The organism is Chryseobacterium sp. FH1, assembly GCF_000735135.1.
GTDB lineage: Bacteria > Bacteroidota > Bacteroidia > Flavobacteriales > Weeksellaceae > Epilithonimonas.
On sequence record NZ_JPLZ01000006.1, the window covers coordinates 92,404 to 108,941 of the forward strand.

At 38.5% G+C, this 16,538-nt stretch carries 10 protein-coding genes; 6 read left to right on the forward strand and 4 right to left on the reverse strand.

What is annotated here, in order from left to right:
- Window positions 1-182: 182 nt before the first annotated feature.
- The gene (locus tag IO90_RS07425; protein WP_034965477.1) at window positions 183-3,860 is read right to left on the reverse strand and encodes a T9SS type B sorting domain-containing protein; all 3,678 of its coding nucleotides are present in this window, start codon (window positions 3,858-3,860) and stop codon (window positions 183-185) included.
- A 698-nt stretch (window positions 3,861-4,558) separates the two neighbouring features.
- Complete coding sequence (locus IO90_RS07430; RefSeq protein ID WP_228374655.1) at window positions 4,559-4,996, reverse strand: cupin domain-containing protein; 438 nt, start codon at window positions 4,994-4,996, stop codon at window positions 4,559-4,561.
- Between the two features lie 242 nt (window positions 4,997-5,238).
- Between IO90_RS07430 and IO90_RS07435 the strand changes: the two genes are divergently transcribed.
- From IO90_RS07435 to IO90_RS07465, 6 genes are all read left to right on the forward strand, one after another.
- Complete coding sequence (locus tag IO90_RS07435) at window positions 5,239-7,743, forward strand: PIG-L family deacetylase (RefSeq protein WP_034965478.1); 2,505 nt, start codon at window positions 5,239-5,241, stop codon at window positions 7,741-7,743.
- A 100-nt stretch (window positions 7,744-7,843) separates the two neighbouring features.
- Window positions 7,844-9,535 (forward strand): sodium:solute symporter, encoded by a 1,692-nt coding sequence (locus tag IO90_RS07440; RefSeq protein WP_034965479.1) that lies wholly within the window; start codon window positions 7,844-7,846, stop codon window positions 9,533-9,535.
- Between the two features lie 36 nt (window positions 9,536-9,571).
- Entirely contained in the window at window positions 9,572-10,090 is a 519-nt protein-coding gene (locus IO90_RS07445; protein ID WP_034965480.1) for a DUF2911 domain-containing protein, read from the forward strand.
- Between the two features lie 909 nt (window positions 10,091-10,999).
- Entirely contained in the window at window positions 11,000-11,821 is an 822-nt protein-coding gene (locus tag IO90_RS07455; protein ID WP_034965482.1) for an SDR family NAD(P)-dependent oxidoreductase, read from the forward strand.
- A gap of 226 nt (window positions 11,822-12,047) precedes the next feature.
- Window positions 12,048-13,463 carry an aldehyde dehydrogenase family protein gene (locus tag IO90_RS07460; protein ID WP_034965483.1) on the forward strand — a complete coding sequence of 472 codons (1,416 nt, stop codon included), beginning with the start codon at window positions 12,048-12,050 and terminating at the stop codon, window positions 13,461-13,463.
- Between the two features lie 53 nt (window positions 13,464-13,516).
- The gene (locus tag IO90_RS07465; RefSeq protein ID WP_034965484.1) at window positions 13,517-14,329 is read left to right on the forward strand and encodes a helix-turn-helix domain-containing protein; all 813 of its coding nucleotides are present in this window, start codon (window positions 13,517-13,519) and stop codon (window positions 14,327-14,329) included.
- Window positions 14,330-14,353: 24 nt separating this feature from the next.
- Here the strand turns inward: IO90_RS07465 and IO90_RS07470 are convergent, their stop codons facing one another.
- Complete coding sequence (locus IO90_RS07470) at window positions 14,354-15,481, reverse strand: NADH-dependent flavin oxidoreductase (RefSeq protein WP_034965486.1); 1,128 nt, start codon at window positions 15,479-15,481, stop codon at window positions 14,354-14,356.
- A gap of 109 nt (window positions 15,482-15,590) precedes the next feature.
- On the reverse strand, window positions 15,591-16,484 hold the full coding sequence (locus IO90_RS07475) for a helix-turn-helix domain-containing protein (protein WP_034965487.1): 894 nt from the start codon (window positions 16,482-16,484) through the stop codon (window positions 15,591-15,593).
- Window positions 16,485-16,538 lie beyond the last annotated feature (54 nt).

The window sequence follows — 16,538 nt, forward strand, 5'->3', positions numbered from 1 at the left end:
ATACAATTTAATTGTTTAGGTAAATTTATTCCAAATATCAGGTTTTAATGAGCTTCTCGTGTTGACATTGGTGTTGACAAATGAGAAAGATTTACGCATGGATAGCATTTGCAGAGCGTATTTGGTTTTGTTGCTTGCAAAAATTTTCAGAAATAATTCAGAGTTGAAAAATTAAAGTATGATCAATTTCTATTTTTCAAAAGTATCCATCCTGTCAGTGTCTTGTCTGGCAGCATCATTACGTACCAATAGCTTGCGGTCGGCAGGCTTCTTCCATTGAATTTGCCATTCCAAACAAAACTGATATTGCTGGTCTGTTCGAACACCATTATGCCATTTCTGTCATATATTTTAAGGGTAGAAGGCTGGTCTTTGTACAAGTCCAAATTGCTGAAAGTCCATAAGTCGTTTTTACCATCTTCATTTGGTGTGATTACATTGGAGATCATAACGGACAGACCGTCTTTTCTATCTCCCAAACATTCTGAATCTTCGAATCTCACATAGAAAGTTACTCTGCCAGGCGGTAGATTTTCGAAAACGTTGGAATTTTGCCAATTGATACCGTTTATGGAGTAGAGTATTTTTCTGCTCCCGCTTGCAATTACCTGATAGGAATTGGCAGATAGTCCGACAAGTTGCGTAATGATAGGTACTTCATAAGCTGCTACTTCGAAATAATCAGTATAAATGCAACCATCGGTGTTTCGAATTGTCAGCGAGTATGTGCCGGCAGTTTTTACATTTTCTATAAAATTTTCTTTAGATATAGTTTCTCCTGCAGGATTTTTCCATGTATATTCTTTCGGATTTAGAGATGCTAAATTTGGTTTTATCGTAATGCCAACTCCAGGGCAAAAGCTGTAGTTTTCCAAATTAAACTTAGGCGCATTTTTCAAACGAATATTAATCTTTACCAATGCAGGACAGAAGCCAGTATCACTTACTTTTATATAGATTGAAGGCTGTTGTAGATTGACATCATACAGATACGCTTTGGGATTGGTGATTTTATTAATGTCCAAATTAAGATCACTTAATGTTGAATAGTATGAATAACTTCCAGTTGATTTATAAATTTGACTTTCAAACTGAGTGATATCAAATGTCTCCTTTCCGTCAGCCTGATCATCGCATTGCTCAATGGTAAAGCTATCGTTATAAATTGGTAAGGTAGTTCCGGTGCTAAAATCGATTGTAGAAGGCAAGGTGAAACAGCCAGCAATGTTTTCTACAAGAACGTAGATTCTGTTAGGGAAAGGTTTTGGTGAAAAATTTTCAGGATTTTGGATTGGTTTATTAGCATCAACGTCAGCGAGAGTGAGATAGAATCTGAAATTATTTTCTGGATCTGTCTCACTTACCATATTCTCGGTAAATTGTGGTAGTAACAGATTCACTTCCGGATTTCCGTCCAGGTTACTATCGCACACTTGGATTGTGGATGGGATGGCTTTCGGGGGGAAATACGTTTTTAAAACAATTGGTGCCACAGAATAACAGCCCGAATTTTTTGACTTGAATCTTGACCAAAATGTAACAGTATTATAATAAGTACTTTGAAAATTGCTGATTGTCGCAACCCCACTTTCTGCATCTTGTTTCGTTGCATGGTAGGAGATATCTACGTCCGTAATTGCATCATTGTTTTGTGATGGCAAAAACATCGTTGACAGGGCATCATTTAAATCATAAGTTTCACCATAATCATAACCTTTGTCGCATTTTGCAATGGTTCCTCCTTGAACGACAACAGATGGCAGAAAATCAAAATTTAATATGATCTTTCCTACGGCGAAACATGATCCTTTTGATACTTTCACAAAGACCTCTGTATTTTTACTTATTCGGAAAGTCTTTGGTGTTGATATGATTTTAGAAAGCGCGCCTGTCGCTGGATTGAAAGATTCGTAGTAACTGTAGGTGAAATTTTCTGTACCACTGTATATTTCCGTTCGATATTTGGTCAGATCAATAGGTTCGGATCCATCGTTGTTGTTGTCGCAGATCATACCCAATTCTACAGTTGTCATCTCCTTGGTAAGAATAGGGCTTGATGTAAGTCTAAGCAAAACAGGATAAACTCTGTAGCAAGGTCCATTGTCTGCCAGCATATCGAGACGCACGTAGATGATTGCTGGACCATTGGAGCTATCTAGCAAATAGGTAGATACAGCTCCCGAGTTTGCATTGGCAGCTGCAGAGTCTAAAAAATAAGTCGCTTTTACAGGTTGCCCAGCGACAACTGCTCCATTCAAACTGCTAAGAGTGATGTTCTCGATGCCATCATTTTTGAAGTCGCAAATTTGTTGTGTTGCTGCGGTGATCGGGTTTCTAAGCTCGATTGTAATTTTCTTAACTGTGAAACATCCATCAGCATTCTCGAAACGGACAAAATAGACGTACGTTACCACATTGCCGTCTTTTGTCAAAAGTTGATTGGCTGGAACAGATGCTGATTCATTAGGAATAGTTGCATCACTTGATGTTGTATAAAAAGTTACTTTGGTAATTTTCGATTCTGGAGTAATGAGCATTTCTGGATAAAGATCATTAAGATCGACGGCGAAATCTTCTGTGCCATCAAAACAGTATAGTTTTTTTATATCATTAGCTTCAATCTTATCCAGGAATTTAATGTCCATATTAACAACGCCGATGATGTAGCAGTTGTTCTGATTTGTGACCCTCGCGTAGACTTTGTATTTTCCACCTCTTATATTTGTTATTCCAGTGCCACCACTCTCAGCAGCGGATTGAGAATTGTAATATCTGACATTGACAGTAGGATCTGTTGTGATGAGCGGTGTCACATTTGTCTGCCAATCGAAAAGTTCGGTATTATCTGCATTGTTGTCACATAACGTGTAAGTGAAATCTATCGGGCTGTTGATGATCGGGGCACTTCCGTTTTGGTCATAGGTGATATCAATATCATCACTTATCTTAAAACTTTTGTCGCAAACCAAATAGTCCAATGTCACGGTATATTTTCCTGTTCTGGTCGGGCAGGCATTGATCGTAGCAGTAGTTCCCACTGTCTGGTTGGCTGAATTTTTCCATGTGATGTTTGGTTGTACTTGAGCGCCGTTTGGACGGAATTTCCAACTCTCATTGCCTGATTGCCAAACGCCTGCGTTCCTGTCTGGCGGAGAAATTCCTTCGTCTCCCGTAGAATTCATTAATCCTATAAGTGACTCTTTGAATTTTGCATCGGAACATGGCAGAACTTTATTTTCTATAATGACATCTATCTCATTTGAAAACTCAGAAAGAACGATCTGGGAACTTGATGTTTCTGTACAACCAGCAATTCTGGCTTTGTAAAAGTTAATCACAAATTTTCTGCACGGCGCAGTTCCGACTACCGAATAGTAAATTTCGGCATCTCCAGTCCGAGAGAAGATCAAATCCTGCATGACTCCGAATATGGAATTCTGTGGTAGAAGAGGACTTGGGTTGTTTTCTAATATATTTGGATTGCTGGCCAAACCCGCCTGTTTGGTATCGAAGGTTATAAAGCCATTGGTGCTTATGACTAGTTTGTCATAAGTTCCACCATAAAAACAGAAATTGAAGGGAATTGGAATTATACCAGAAAAACTATCATCCGAATTGGCATTTAGTCTTGTTCCTTCGTTGAACGGAATTATTGGAGAATAAGATTGAGATTCTACAACATATGAAGTTGTCAAATATGTTGTAGGTACATTGGTGGTCAATTCTACGCATGCGCCACTTCCACAGCTTAACGAAACCGATGTGTTTCCAAAAATATCAGTCGCTGTAATATTGGAACAACTCTGCGAGTAAAGAAATTGACCAAAAATCAATGTTAGCAATAGTATTATCTTTCTCATACCAGAATTTTTTATGCGAGGCAGATTATTGATAATTTCTAAATAAATATCTATAATCGAAATTAGACACTAACAATAATAGAATTATATTGTGTAAATGATAAAAATAATAGATTATTGTTGTGCAATTCTTATTGCTTATGCACATACTGTACCATATTACTCGTACAGATTGTCGATTTACTGATAAACTTTCAGAATATTCTAATTAGAATTATAAGCCACTGTTTATCAGTAAACTATTTATGAGGGCTGATGGGAATACTTTTGATTGGAGTTAATGTGACTTTGATATCCACGGAGGAAAGTTTATTATATTCATAGTTGTGGGATTACCAAACCTTGTCAATAATAGTTGTTGCAAAACATAACTATAGACAGCCAGCATCAGAAGGAGGGAATTGCATTTCTAGGAGCTAAAATCACAGGTGTTGGTAATGTGATGTCGTGTTATTTCCGTTTTCGATCTGGGAATAGGAGTCAGTCGTTTGAAACACTGGTGAAGTTGAATTCAAAGCAATGACCAATGTATCAGCTCCCTACAAATTGGCATTTAATGAATTGAAGATGTCAGGTGCGCATGATCAGTTGCGGAAGTGAATGCTTGACATGGCCAAAATATACTCTACAAATTAAATTTTAAAACAAAAAGGACTCAAAAACCGTAACATCTCGAAACTTCATAAGTGTAAGAAAAGCTAGCGTAGATCCTTTTTGATGACCAGATATTTCAAATCGGTCAGGCCGGAATTGCTGATGCCATGTTCAGCATTTGGAGGACAATACAAACTGGTATTCGGACCCACTTCAACAGTCTTGCCATCGAGATAAAAAGCGGCCTTTCCCTCAAGAATATAAAAGAATTCTTCTTCGGGATGCCGATGAGGTGCGTGTGTCGATTTTACAGGTGCCACGATGCTCATCTTCAATGTGTTCTCTTGGGTAAAATTCTTATCGGCGAACCAGTATTGATAACCTGATTTCGTCTCTTTGGCCTTGTTGATATCAAATTCGTTAACACAGTTTTCTATGGTATAAGCGGGTTGCTCCTTTGCCACCACCTTTTGACCATATCCTAACTGATACGTTATCATGCTGATAGCGATGGTTGCTATGTGTGTTTTTGCTTTTTCCATTTTTTTTGTATTTGATTAATTCGATTTTAATTTTTAAAATTACTAATATTAATTTAAGCAATTCAGCAAATCGAGATTCGTATTTCAATTTATATTTTTTCTCCTCTTTATCTTTGTCACTAAGATTGCAGATCAAATTTATAGGTAATAAACTGATTCTAAATAGTCAGCAATAACTGTTGTTTTTGTGAAAATTGAAAGAAAAACCATTTACTTATATTTGCCCCGCAAAGCAAATTCAAATGTTCAGAAAAGTAATCACGGTATTTATTCTTGGCTATTATTCGGTTTTTTGTTCGGCCCAACAGGTTCGTTCCTCCAAATCGTCTGAAATTTACCGCGAACTCAAAACGCTCAAAAACATTCCCAAAGTTTTATATCTGGCAGCTCATCCCGATGATGAAAATACTGGATTGCTCTCTTGGTTAATCAACGAACAAAATGTAGAAACAGGCTATCTCTCTTTGACCAGAGGTGACGGCGGTCAGAATCTATTGGGAACAGAACAGGGTGCTGCTTTGGGTTTGATCAGAACGCATGAACTTTTAGAAGCAAGAAAGTTAGACGGCGCCCAGCAGTTTTTTACCCGCGCGATTGATTTTGGATTCTCTAAAAATACAACCGATACATTTAAACAGTGGGATGCAGATATCATTACAGCTGATATTGTTTGGGTCATCCGTAAATTTCGTCCTGATGTGATCATCTGTCGTTTTCCGCCTACCGCTGCGGCAGGCCACGGACAACATGCGGCTTCGGCAGTGCTTGCGGAAAAAGCCTTTAAGCTGGCAGGCGATAAAAATGCTTTCCCTGATCAATTAAAATATGTCAATGTATGGCAACCAAAACGCGTATTGTGGAATACTTTCCGATTTGGGTCTAACAATACCACTGCTGAAGATCAACTGAAAGTTACCGTTGGGCAATACGATGCGCAGTTGGGAATAGGCTATGGTGAACTGGCAGGATTAAGCAGAAGTCTGCATAAGAGTCAGGGAGCAGGAACGCAGTCTGTAGCCGGAATCAAAACTGAATATTTCAGTCACGTTGCCGGTGAGCCTTCAAAATCAACACTTTTCGATAGCGTAATAAAATCATGGACGGAAAAAGGAAATGCTGATATTGACCAGTCACTTGATAAAATTATTTCTGCTTTCAATTTTAATCAACCTGATTTGAGTTTGACGGCTTTGCTTGTTTTACGAAAAAAGGTCATGGCGCTACAGAATTCAGACCTGAAAAAGGATAAATTAAAGTCACTTGACCAAATTATTTTAAGCTGTGCCGGATTTATGGGTGAGGTCGTGACCAATCAGGCTCAAGCTGTTGCGGGAGATCAGTATAATTTCAGGTTAAATCTGATTTCAAGAGCTGAAAATCCTGTTATTGTAGATAATGTGAAGTGGTTAGATAAATCAGAAAGTTTCAACAGAAAACTGTCAAAAGATTCTTTGATTACTATTGAACATAAAATTCAAATTCCTGCTGATGCAATACTTACTGAACCTTACTGGTTGTCAAAACCTGCCACAAACGCGGCAACTTTCTCTGTTCCAAATGATACTTTAATCGGTTTGCCGGAAGCAGAATCACCACTGAATGTTTTGCTTGATTTAAAAATAGGTTCAGAAAAGTTTAAGGTTAAACTTCCTTTATCTTTCAAGAAACTAGATCCGGTGCGAGGTGATGTGGTAGAAGCCCTTCGGATTGTTCCTGCAGTGGAACTAAAATTCATGCAACCGCTTTATCTTGTCAAAGAAAATGAAGATTTACATTTGAGTTTAAATTTTAAAATTAATTCCAACAAACCATTCAACAACGGTAAACTTAATCTGATGTATAACGGAGAACGGTTGGGTAGCACTGATGTAAATTCGATAAACGGAAAAGATTTCAATATAGATTACACCATTCCTAAAGCTAAACTTGCCTCTATCAAATCGAATCGTTTGCAACTGGATGCAAATTATCTTGTAGATGGAATAACTTACAATAAAAAACAGGTATTGATTCAGTATCCGCATTTACCATCGTTACAATATTTTGCACCTGCAACAGTAACCGTGATGAAAGGCGATATCCAGGAGAAGGTTAAAAAAGTGGGGTACATAGAAGGCGCGGGCGATTTCATTCCTGAGTTTCTGCGCATTGCAGGTATTCAGGTAGATATCCTGAAAGACGCAGATTTTTATGGCAGTCCGGATGGATCTGGCGGAAACGGAAGTCTCAACAAGCTTTCTCAGTATGATGCAATCATATTAGGTGTTCGTGCCAATAACACAGAGAAAAAGCTGGGTCGCTGGATGCCATTTTTATGGTCTTATGTTAAAGCCGGTGGTAATCTGGTGATGCAGTACAATACCAATCAGGATACAACGGTTAATCAATTGGGAATGTATAATTTCAACATTGCCAATAAGCGGGTTACCGAAGAGAATTCGGCGGTTAAGTTTTTAGATAGAGATCATAAATTACTGAACTTTCCAAACAAAATTACTACAGATGATTTTAACGGTTGGGTACAGGAGCGTGGCGCTTATTTCCCAGATCAATGGGATGCAGCGTATGAACCACTTTTTGAAATGCACGATACAGGTGAAGAACCTTTGCAGGGATCAACTTTATATGCCAAATACGGAAAGGGGAATTTTATTTATACTACGTTGGCATTTTTCAGACAGTTGCCTGCAGGAAATGTTGGTGCTGCGCGTTTATTTTTAAACTTTTTATCTGCACAGAAAAACTGATGAACAATCAACTTAAAAACTGGAACATCTGGTACATATTACTGGCTGTCGTACTGGTAGTCCAGATCGTATTTTATTATCTGTTTACTAAATTCTGGGCATGAGCAATATAGACTGGACCGTTCTTATTTTCACACTGGTTGCGGTAGTCGTTTACGGCGTTTTTATCGGTCGTGGCCAGAAAAGCAACGAATCTTACCTGAAAGCAGATAACAAAATGCCCTGGTACATTGTGCTCATCGGCATTATGGCCACGCAGGCAAGTGCCATTACATTTCTTTCAGCACCGGGTCAGGCGTATACCGATGGGATGCGTTTCGTTCAGTATTATTTTGGTCTGCCTTTGGCGATGATTGTCATCTGTATAACTTTTATTCCAATCTTTCAACGCTTGAATGTCTACACGGCCTACGAATATCTGGAAAACCGTTTTGATAAAAAGACAAGGGTGCTCACTTCGATGCTTTTTCTTTTTTCCAGAGGTTTGTCGACCGGAATCAGCATCTACGCTCCAAGTATCATCCTCTCAAGTGTTTTGAACTGGAATATTTATTTGACGAATGTTTTGACAGGTGGAATTCTTTTAATTTATACTTATGTCGGCGGTGCCAAAGCGATCGCTCACACCCAGAAATTGCAGTTTTTGATTATTCTCGGAACAATGGCTTTTGCGGGTTACCTCCTCATCCAAAATATGCCGAATGGAATTGGTTTCAGCGATGCGCTTTATCTCGCGGGAAAATCCGGAAAGCTGAACGTGATCACCACAGAATTCGACTGGAAAGATAAATACAATATCTGGAGCGGATTGATCGGCGGTTTTTTCCTGGCACTTTCTTATTTCGGTACAGACCAGAGTCAGGTAGGAAGATATATCACTGCGAAAGATAATACGAACGCGAAGATGGGCTTGCTGTTGAACGGTTTGGTTAAAATTCCGATGCAGTTTGCTATTCTACTGATCGGTGCTTTGCTTTTCGCTTTCTTTTCTCTCAAACCGGCTCCGATTTATTTTAACGAACGCTCTTATCAATATTTAAAAGAAACAAAACCTGCACAGGTTGCGGTATTTGAAAAAGAGCATCAGGATTTGCAGACAAAATTCAATGCCGAATCGAAAGAAATTTTAAAGTTAAAAGAAAACAATTCGCCTCAGCTTCAAAAAACAATTGATGATTTTAAAAACACACAAAGTGAAGTGAAAGCACTTCATGGAAGGGTAGAGGAAGCGATTAATAGTTCAAACTATAATGCGGAGAAAACAGATACGAATTACATTTTTCTGTATTTCGTAAAAAATACCTTGCCTGTAGGAATGATCGGTTTACTGTTTGCCGTCATTTTTCTGGCCAGTTGGGGTTCAATTTCCGCAGCGCTGAATTCCCTGGCCGCCTGTTCATTAAAAGATGTTCATTTGATATTCAAAAAAGAAATTCCCGATGATGCAACTGAATTAAAATACAGTCGCCTCCATACTTTAGCGTGGGGAATATTCTCGATTGGCGTCGCTATGTTTGCCACCCAGATGGGTTCCCTGATTGAAGCAGTCAATGTTTTGGGGTCTCTTTTCTATGGCCCGATATTGGGGATTTTCCTTGTCGCCTTTTACTATAAAAAAATCGCCGGGACAAATGTATTTATTTCCGCCATTTTATCAGAAATTACGGTGATTGCGATTTACAATTTCGATATCGTTTCTTTCCTGTGGCTCAACGTCATCGGGGCTGCGGCGGTCATTATATTTTCATCGGTCGGATTGATTTTTTATAAGCCGAAAACAGTAACTTCGTAAGCGAATAATAACAACAAACAAATAAATAAAAATATTATGAAAGCAATGATTAAATCTGCTACCATGGTTCTAGCTGCAATGACGATTTCAGTGAATGCTTTTGCACAGGAAACTAAAAAACCTGCCAGCCCTGCGGCTACTGCAACGGGAAAAATTAAAGATGCAAACATTACGATTGCTTATGCGAGTCCATCTGTTAAAGACCGTAAAATCTGGGGTGATCTGGTGGCTTATGATAAAGTATGGCGCGCAGGTGCCAATGAAGCAACTACTTTTGAAACCGATAAAGATGTTACGGTTCAGGGTAAAAAACTGCCTGCAGGTAAATACAGCTTTTTCTTAGTACCTAAAGAAAGTGGAACGTGGACTGCGGTTTTTAACAAAGAATCAAAACAATGGGGCGCTTATAAATACGAAGAATCTAAAGATGCTTTGCGTGTTGATGTTAAAACAAAAGCTTTACAGACAAAACAGGAAACGTTGGTTTACAAAATAGACAGCAATGGATTCACAATGGATTGGGATAAGATCTCAGTTCCTGTAGAAATAAAATAAATCTTAAATATTAGAAATTAAAGTCCCGTTCGTACGGGATTTTTTTGTTTGAAATTTTGATACTGTATCGGATAACGTTTGACTTTTCTTATAATTGACTATGAAGATAAAAAGTGAAAAATTATTTTTTTTCCACATGATATCTAAATATGCACGCCAAATCACAACCAAAATTGCCATAATACCAAATATAGTAGCTACCCACGGCGTAATGGATCTTTCAAATTTATAAATGAAAAGGCCTCCAATTTATGTTCCCAGCGATACACCTAGATTGCCACATGAAGTTTGGAGACTGTTGGCAAATTCTTTTGCATTGGGTGTTGCAGAAATCATGTAATCGACACCTATCAGAAAGCACGGTCCATACATAATTCCCCAGATACAGGTGACTATTGCAATAGCAAAGAATGAGTTATTGGTATAGGCAAATGCGAAGGGAAAAATGAAAATGTCTGTTATGAATAGTAACGGTTTAAAATAAGGTAAAAAAAAATGTACGTTAATAATTTGCGTTAAAAATCATTGATACCATTTCATAATATGTAAATATGAATTGATCTATCAGCTGATCAATTGAATCAATAGACTGGTCTTCTGATGATGAGATGCAGCGCTTCAAAATAGCCGTATTTTTTGATTTGCTCAAAAAGCAGCGGATGATGCATGTTTTGGTACTTCAAAAACGCTTTTCTCGTGGAGTTCGATAATACTTTTATAATGGTTGATTTTTTCCATAGTCCAGTTTTAAATCCAAGGTTAAATGTTTTTAGTTTTAATTATTTCAAACAGCATAAAAATTTGGTTTCGTATTTCTGTGCTATTCTTCCGCTGATTTGGGTTAGACCATCGGCAACTGCTTGAGATAACTTTGTCCTATCAAAATTAAACAATTAAAATTTTAACAAAATGCAAAAAACAATTTTTATCACAGGCGCATCAAGAGGATTTGGAAAACTTTGGACCGAAGCTTTCCTAAAAAGAGGAGACAAGGTTGCAGCAACATCCAGAAATGCGGATGCTTTCAAAGATTTGGCAGAAAAGTATGGCGACCAGTTTTTACCGCTTTCTTTAGACATCACGGACAGAAAGGCCGTTTTTGAAACCGTTCAGAAAGCAAAAGACCATTTCGGGAGTCTGGATGTAGTGATCAACAATGCGGGTTACGGAGTTTTCGGAGCGGTGGAAGAAGTTGGAGAGAAGGTTGCAAAAGATGTGTTCGAAGCCAATGTTTTCGGTACATTATGGGTAACGCAGGCTGCTTTGCCAATTTTCAGAGCGCAGGGCGGCGGCCACGTGATTCAGCTTTCAAGTGTGTTGGGTATTTGGAGTTTGCCGACTTTAGGGATTTATAATGCTACAAAATTTGCGGTGGAAGGATTCAGCGAAGCGTTGGCAAGTGAGGTTAAAGATTTCGGAATCCACGTAACGATGATTGAGCCGAATGGTTACACCACAGATTTTGGAGGCGCATCCGCAGTGTACGGAGAATCAATTCCTGCTTATGACGAGTTGAAATCGACTTTGGGCGAAATGGAAGGACTTTTACCGGAAGATTACGGAAAACCGGAAGCTACAGTTCCTGCCATTTTAAAATTAATCGACAGTGAAAATCCGCCATTGCGTTTGTTCTTAGGGAAATTAGGATTGCCAAAAACCGAAAGAGTGTATGCGGAAAAAATCCAGACCTGGACAGATTGGAAAGAAGTTTCTGAGGCAGCACACGGATAATTTTTTATCAGACTATATTAAAGCAGAGATAATGGAACTTTCTCTGCTTTTTGATTTATTTAATAGCTGGAAACTTGAATAAAACCTGTTTTCACTTTTGAGATATTCGCGCATTCGTGGCGACGGTAAAATAAAACATTGAACTTTTTTACAAAGTCAATTTGAGCTTTTCTACAAAGTTTTCTGTAAATCATCAGCCTAAATTTGTATCATTAAAATCAACAAAATGAAAATAGTAGATAAAGTTTACATCAACGGCGAGTTTGTAACGCCACACGGAACAGAAATTTTCAATCTCATCAATCCTTCTAATAATCAAAAGATTGGCGAAGTCACATTAGCTGACGAAATAGATACAAAAAATGCAGTTGTAGCGGCTAAAGAAGCTTTCAAAACGTTTTCTAAATCTACAGTTGCAGAACGCATCGACTATTTGACCAGATTAAAAATCGCAGTTGAAAAAAGAAAACAGGATTTCATCGACATAATGATTGAAGAATACGGCGGAACGCATCAGTTTGTAACAATGAGTAACAAACATACCGGCGCCTGGTTCGACAGTATGATAGAAGTGCTTCAAACGTATGAATTCGAAAAAACCATCAATTCTTCATTGGTAAAAATGCAGCCTGTCGGGGTAGTCGGAGTCATCACACCTTGGAATGCCAGCAACAGCTCAGTCACGAGTAAAGTCGCAACAGCCATTGCCGCAGGATGTACCGTTGTGATTAAACCGAGCGAAATGAGTGCTTTGCAGACACAGGTTTTGATGGAAGCTTTTCACGATGCCGGTTTGCCGAAAGGAATTATCAATTTCGTGACAGGTCTGGGAAATGTCGTAGGAACAGAATTGACAACCAATCCTGATGTTTCTAAAATCTCATTCACAGGTTCTACAGCAGTCGGAAAATTGATAGCAAAAACGGCCGTTGATACAATGAAACGGGTCACTTTAGAACTGGGCGGAAAATCTCCCAACATCATTCTCGACGATGCAGATTTGGAAAAAGCAATTCCAATGGCTGTTTATGGGGCTTATATGAACAGTGCTCAGGCGTGTATTGCGCCCACAAGACTTCTGGTTCCGGAAAATAAACTGGATGAAGTGAATGCGATTGCCAAATCAGTTGCTGAAAATATTGTGGTCGGTTTGCCTCAAAATGAAAATACGAATATCGGTCCGATGGTTAGCGTAAAGCAATATGACAGAGTTCAGAATTATATTAAAATCGGTTTGGAAGAAGGCGCCACATTACTTGCGGGCGGCGAAGGAAAACCCGACGGTCTGGAAGACGGAAACTTCGTGAAAGCAACCATTTTTACGAATGTCAACAACAAAATGAGAATTGCTCAGGAAGAGATTTTCGGTCCCGTTTTGTCGATTATTCCGTATAAAACAGAAGAGGAAGCGATAGAAATTGCCAACGATTCGCCTTACGGATTGGCGGCTTACGTAAGTTCTGCAGACCACGAAAGAGCTGTACGTGTCGCTTCGCAGATTGATGCAGGAAGGGTTTGTATCAACGGTTTCAGTCACAACCCACTTGTGCCGTTCGGCGGTTTCAAACAGTCGGGAATTGGCAGGGAATACGGCGTTTACGGTTTGGAAGCTTATCTTGAACCAAAGGCCATTCTGAAATAATAATTTGTAAATTTGATAAGCGTTATCGCAACAGATAACGCTTTTATTTTGAAATGAATAATACAACCAAAACTCCAGATATTACTTATTCCTGTTATCATGAAGTAAGCAGAAAGGGCGAAAATTTTGTTCCGAAACATACACTTTCGTATCAGATTTCGGGCAGTTTTGTGCTGGTAGATGACAGAGAAAATTATACAGCGAATCCTGGAGATTTCAATTTGATAAGAAAAAACCAGTTGGTGAAGTTTATCAAGATTCCACCTGAAAATGGAGTTTTCGAAAGTATGAATATCTATTTGAGTGACGAGAATTTAATTAATTTTTCAAAAGAACATCATCTTCAGGCAGAACATTCAATCACTGCAAAACCTCTTGTTCCGGTAGAAGTTAATGCGGTGCTCCAGAATTTTATGACTTCGCTGAAGACTCTTCTTGACAGCAATTTAAATCATCAGTCTTTAGTTGATTTGAAAATAAAAGAACTTCTGTTAATTTTATTGCAAACGAAGCCTGAACTGAAAAATATTCTATTCGATTTCTCCGAGCCTTTCAAAATTGATTTGGAAGCTTTTATGAATCAAAATTTTCGGTACAATGTCAATCTTGAACGTTTTGCTTATTTGACAGGAAGAAGCCTTGCGACTTTCAAGCGTGATTTTAAAAAAGTTTTTCAAACTTCGCCACACAAATGGATTTTACAGAAACGTTTGAATGAAGCCCATTTTCTCATCAAAGAAGAAGGCAGGTCTGCATCAGATATTTTTGTCGATTTAGGTTTTGAAGACCTTTCCCATTTTTCTTATGCTTTTAAAAAACAGTTTGGGTATAGCCCTACGAAAATTGAGAAAAGTATCCGTATTTAGAAATTTTTCACCTATCAACGTTCGCTATTCTGTTATCTCGAAAAATCCCGTTGCTACATTAATGAAAGCTTGTAATTTTTTAGGGACAGCAAGTTCGTCCGCTTTAGACATACTAAGGACTTCGTTCGCTTTTTCTCCCTTAGATACAAGATTTACCCAATTCGGGTTGATGATAATTGCATGTCCCACAGCTACTAAAGATAGTCCAAGGTTTATGGCTTCAACAGCATCATTAGCCTGTTTAATTCCTCCGGCTGATATCATAGGCATTCTTTGGTCTATGTGATTGAGTATCAATTTTAAAATAGTGGAATCTCCGTTTTCTTCATCTATCGGCTTCTGGTAAAGCAGGCTATATAATGACACGTGGAGATAGTCAATTCCTGATTCAATCAGTTTGTCGATAAAAGGAAACGTATCTCTTACTCTGTAGCTTTCCGGCTCTTCGGGAGATATTCTAAATCCTATCAGAAATGGTCTGTCTGCGTACTTTTTGATAACTTCCTGAATCTCTTTAATTACTGCTAAAGCAAAGTTCATCCGTTTTTCTGCAGACCCGCCCCAATGGTCAGTTCGTTGGTTATAGTGTGGAGAGAAGAAATTCTGTAAAAGAAATCCGTGCGCCCCGTGCAATTCTATGCCGTCAAAGCCTGCTTCTATGGCTCTTCTTGTTGTTTCTCCGAAAGCTTTTATTATCTCCAGAATTTCATCGTGGGAAAGTTCGTGGGACACTACGCCACCTTCGTAAAATGCTGATGGTACCAATGCCACCGCACTCGCACTGACAGGAACATTATCAGGAATAAGTTCTAACACAGCCTTGTTTCCTGCGTGATAGATTTGAAGTATTGCCGGCGCACCGTTTTTCTTTGTGGTAGCGGCCAATTTTTTGAGACCGGGTAGAAAAGAGTCGTCGTAAGAGGCGTATTCATTAGGGAATCCAATTCCGTTTGCCGTGACGCGGGTGCAGCCTGTAATGACAATTCCCACGTCTGTACTGCGAGCTTCGTAATGTCTGAGTTCATCATCTGCCACGGTATAATCGTCGTTGCTTGCCCAGGTTGTCATTGGTGCCATAGCAATCTTGTTTTTGGTTTCAATTCCGTTTTTAAAGCGAAAGGTCTCGAATAACTGTTTTGTTTCTGTATTCATTATAATTAATTTTTAGAGTTTAATACTATATTTATGGTACTGGTTTTAAGGCAAATGCATAGCTAACCCCAGTTGCCTGAAGGTGAAAAAATACTTGAAAAAGTGAATTTTAATTTATAGAGTTGTCTCTGAAAACATTCGGCGGAATTCCTACCTGTTTTTTAAATAATCTTGCGAAATAATTTGGATTTTCAAATCCCAGAGAATAAGAAATTTCCGAGATGTTCATCTTACCTTCCGTCAAAAGATTTTTAGCTTCTTTGATTAAATGGATATGTATCAGTTCAAGAGCTGTTTTCCCTGTTTCCTGTTTTAATAAATCACTCAGATATCTTGGGGAGACATTGAATTTTTCTGCCATATAAGAAACTGTTGGAAGTCCGTACTTCTGAACTTTGTTTTCACTGTAATACTCATCCAGCAATTGCTGAAATCTGCTGGCATAAGCGCTGAGAGTCTCGATGCGGTTGATAAACTGCCTTTTGTAAAAACGTTGTGCGTATGTAAGCAGAGTTCCAAGATGAGCAAGGAGAATCGGTTTACTGTAATCATCTGTATTGTTGTACGATTCCTTATGCATAGTTCGCACCAGATTCCAGATTGTTTCTTCTTCGCTGGGCGCAAGATACAGAGCTTCGTTGGTCTCATAATCAAAATAACCATAACTTTTAATGTCCCGGAACACTGCTGTACCTACTAAAAAATCTTCCTTGATGGTCATCAGAAAGCATCCGTCATCAGATTTTACATTTTTAAAGGTAACGGTCTGATGGGGTTTGAAGAAAATCATTTTCCCACGCTCGTGGTCGAATTCTTTTTTACCGTAAGTAATTGTGCCTGATATAAATTTCTGAAAAGAAATGATGTAAAAATCAGCTGTAAAAATCATATCATCAATACTCCCGTCGCTTTTGTGCCCGAAAGTGATTCCGAACAAGGGATGTTCAGGGATTTCAACGCCAACGTCTCTGCTGAAACTGCTGATATCATTATAATGTTTCATTGCTGAATATTGATTAATAATTTATTTGACAAATTTCCGGTTTTAAAACGGTAA

Excerpts from the sequence above, each read along its gene's own strand:
- IO90_RS07425 (WP_034965477.1), bottom strand. The coding sequence starts at position 3,860 with ATGAGAAAGATAATACTATTGCTAACATTGATTTTTGGTCAATTTCTT.
- IO90_RS07430 (WP_228374655.1), bottom strand. The coding sequence starts at position 4,996 with ATGGAAAAAGCAAAAACACACATAGCAACCATCGCTATCAGCATGATA.
- IO90_RS07435 (WP_034965478.1), top strand. The coding sequence starts at position 5,239 with ATGTTCAGAAAAGTAATCACGGTATTTATTCTTGGCTATTATTCGGTT.
- IO90_RS07440 (WP_034965479.1), top strand. The coding sequence starts at position 7,844 with ATGAGCAATATAGACTGGACCGTTCTTATTTTCACACTGGTTGCGGTA.
- IO90_RS07445 (WP_034965480.1), top strand. The coding sequence starts at position 9,572 with ATGAAAGCAATGATTAAATCTGCTACCATGGTTCTAGCTGCAATGACG.
- IO90_RS07455 (WP_034965482.1), top strand. The coding sequence starts at position 11,000 with ATGCAAAAAACAATTTTTATCACAGGCGCATCAAGAGGATTTGGAAAA.
- IO90_RS07460 (WP_034965483.1), top strand. The coding sequence starts at position 12,048 with ATGAAAATAGTAGATAAAGTTTACATCAACGGCGAGTTTGTAACGCCA.
- IO90_RS07465 (WP_034965484.1), top strand. The coding sequence starts at position 13,517 with ATGAATAATACAACCAAAACTCCAGATATTACTTATTCCTGTTATCAT.
- IO90_RS07470 (WP_034965486.1), bottom strand. The coding sequence starts at position 15,481 with ATGAATACAGAAACAAAACAGTTATTCGAGACCTTTCGCTTTAAAAAC.
- IO90_RS07475 (WP_034965487.1), bottom strand. The coding sequence starts at position 16,484 with ATGAAACATTATAATGATATCAGCAGTTTCAGCAGAGACGTTGGCGTT.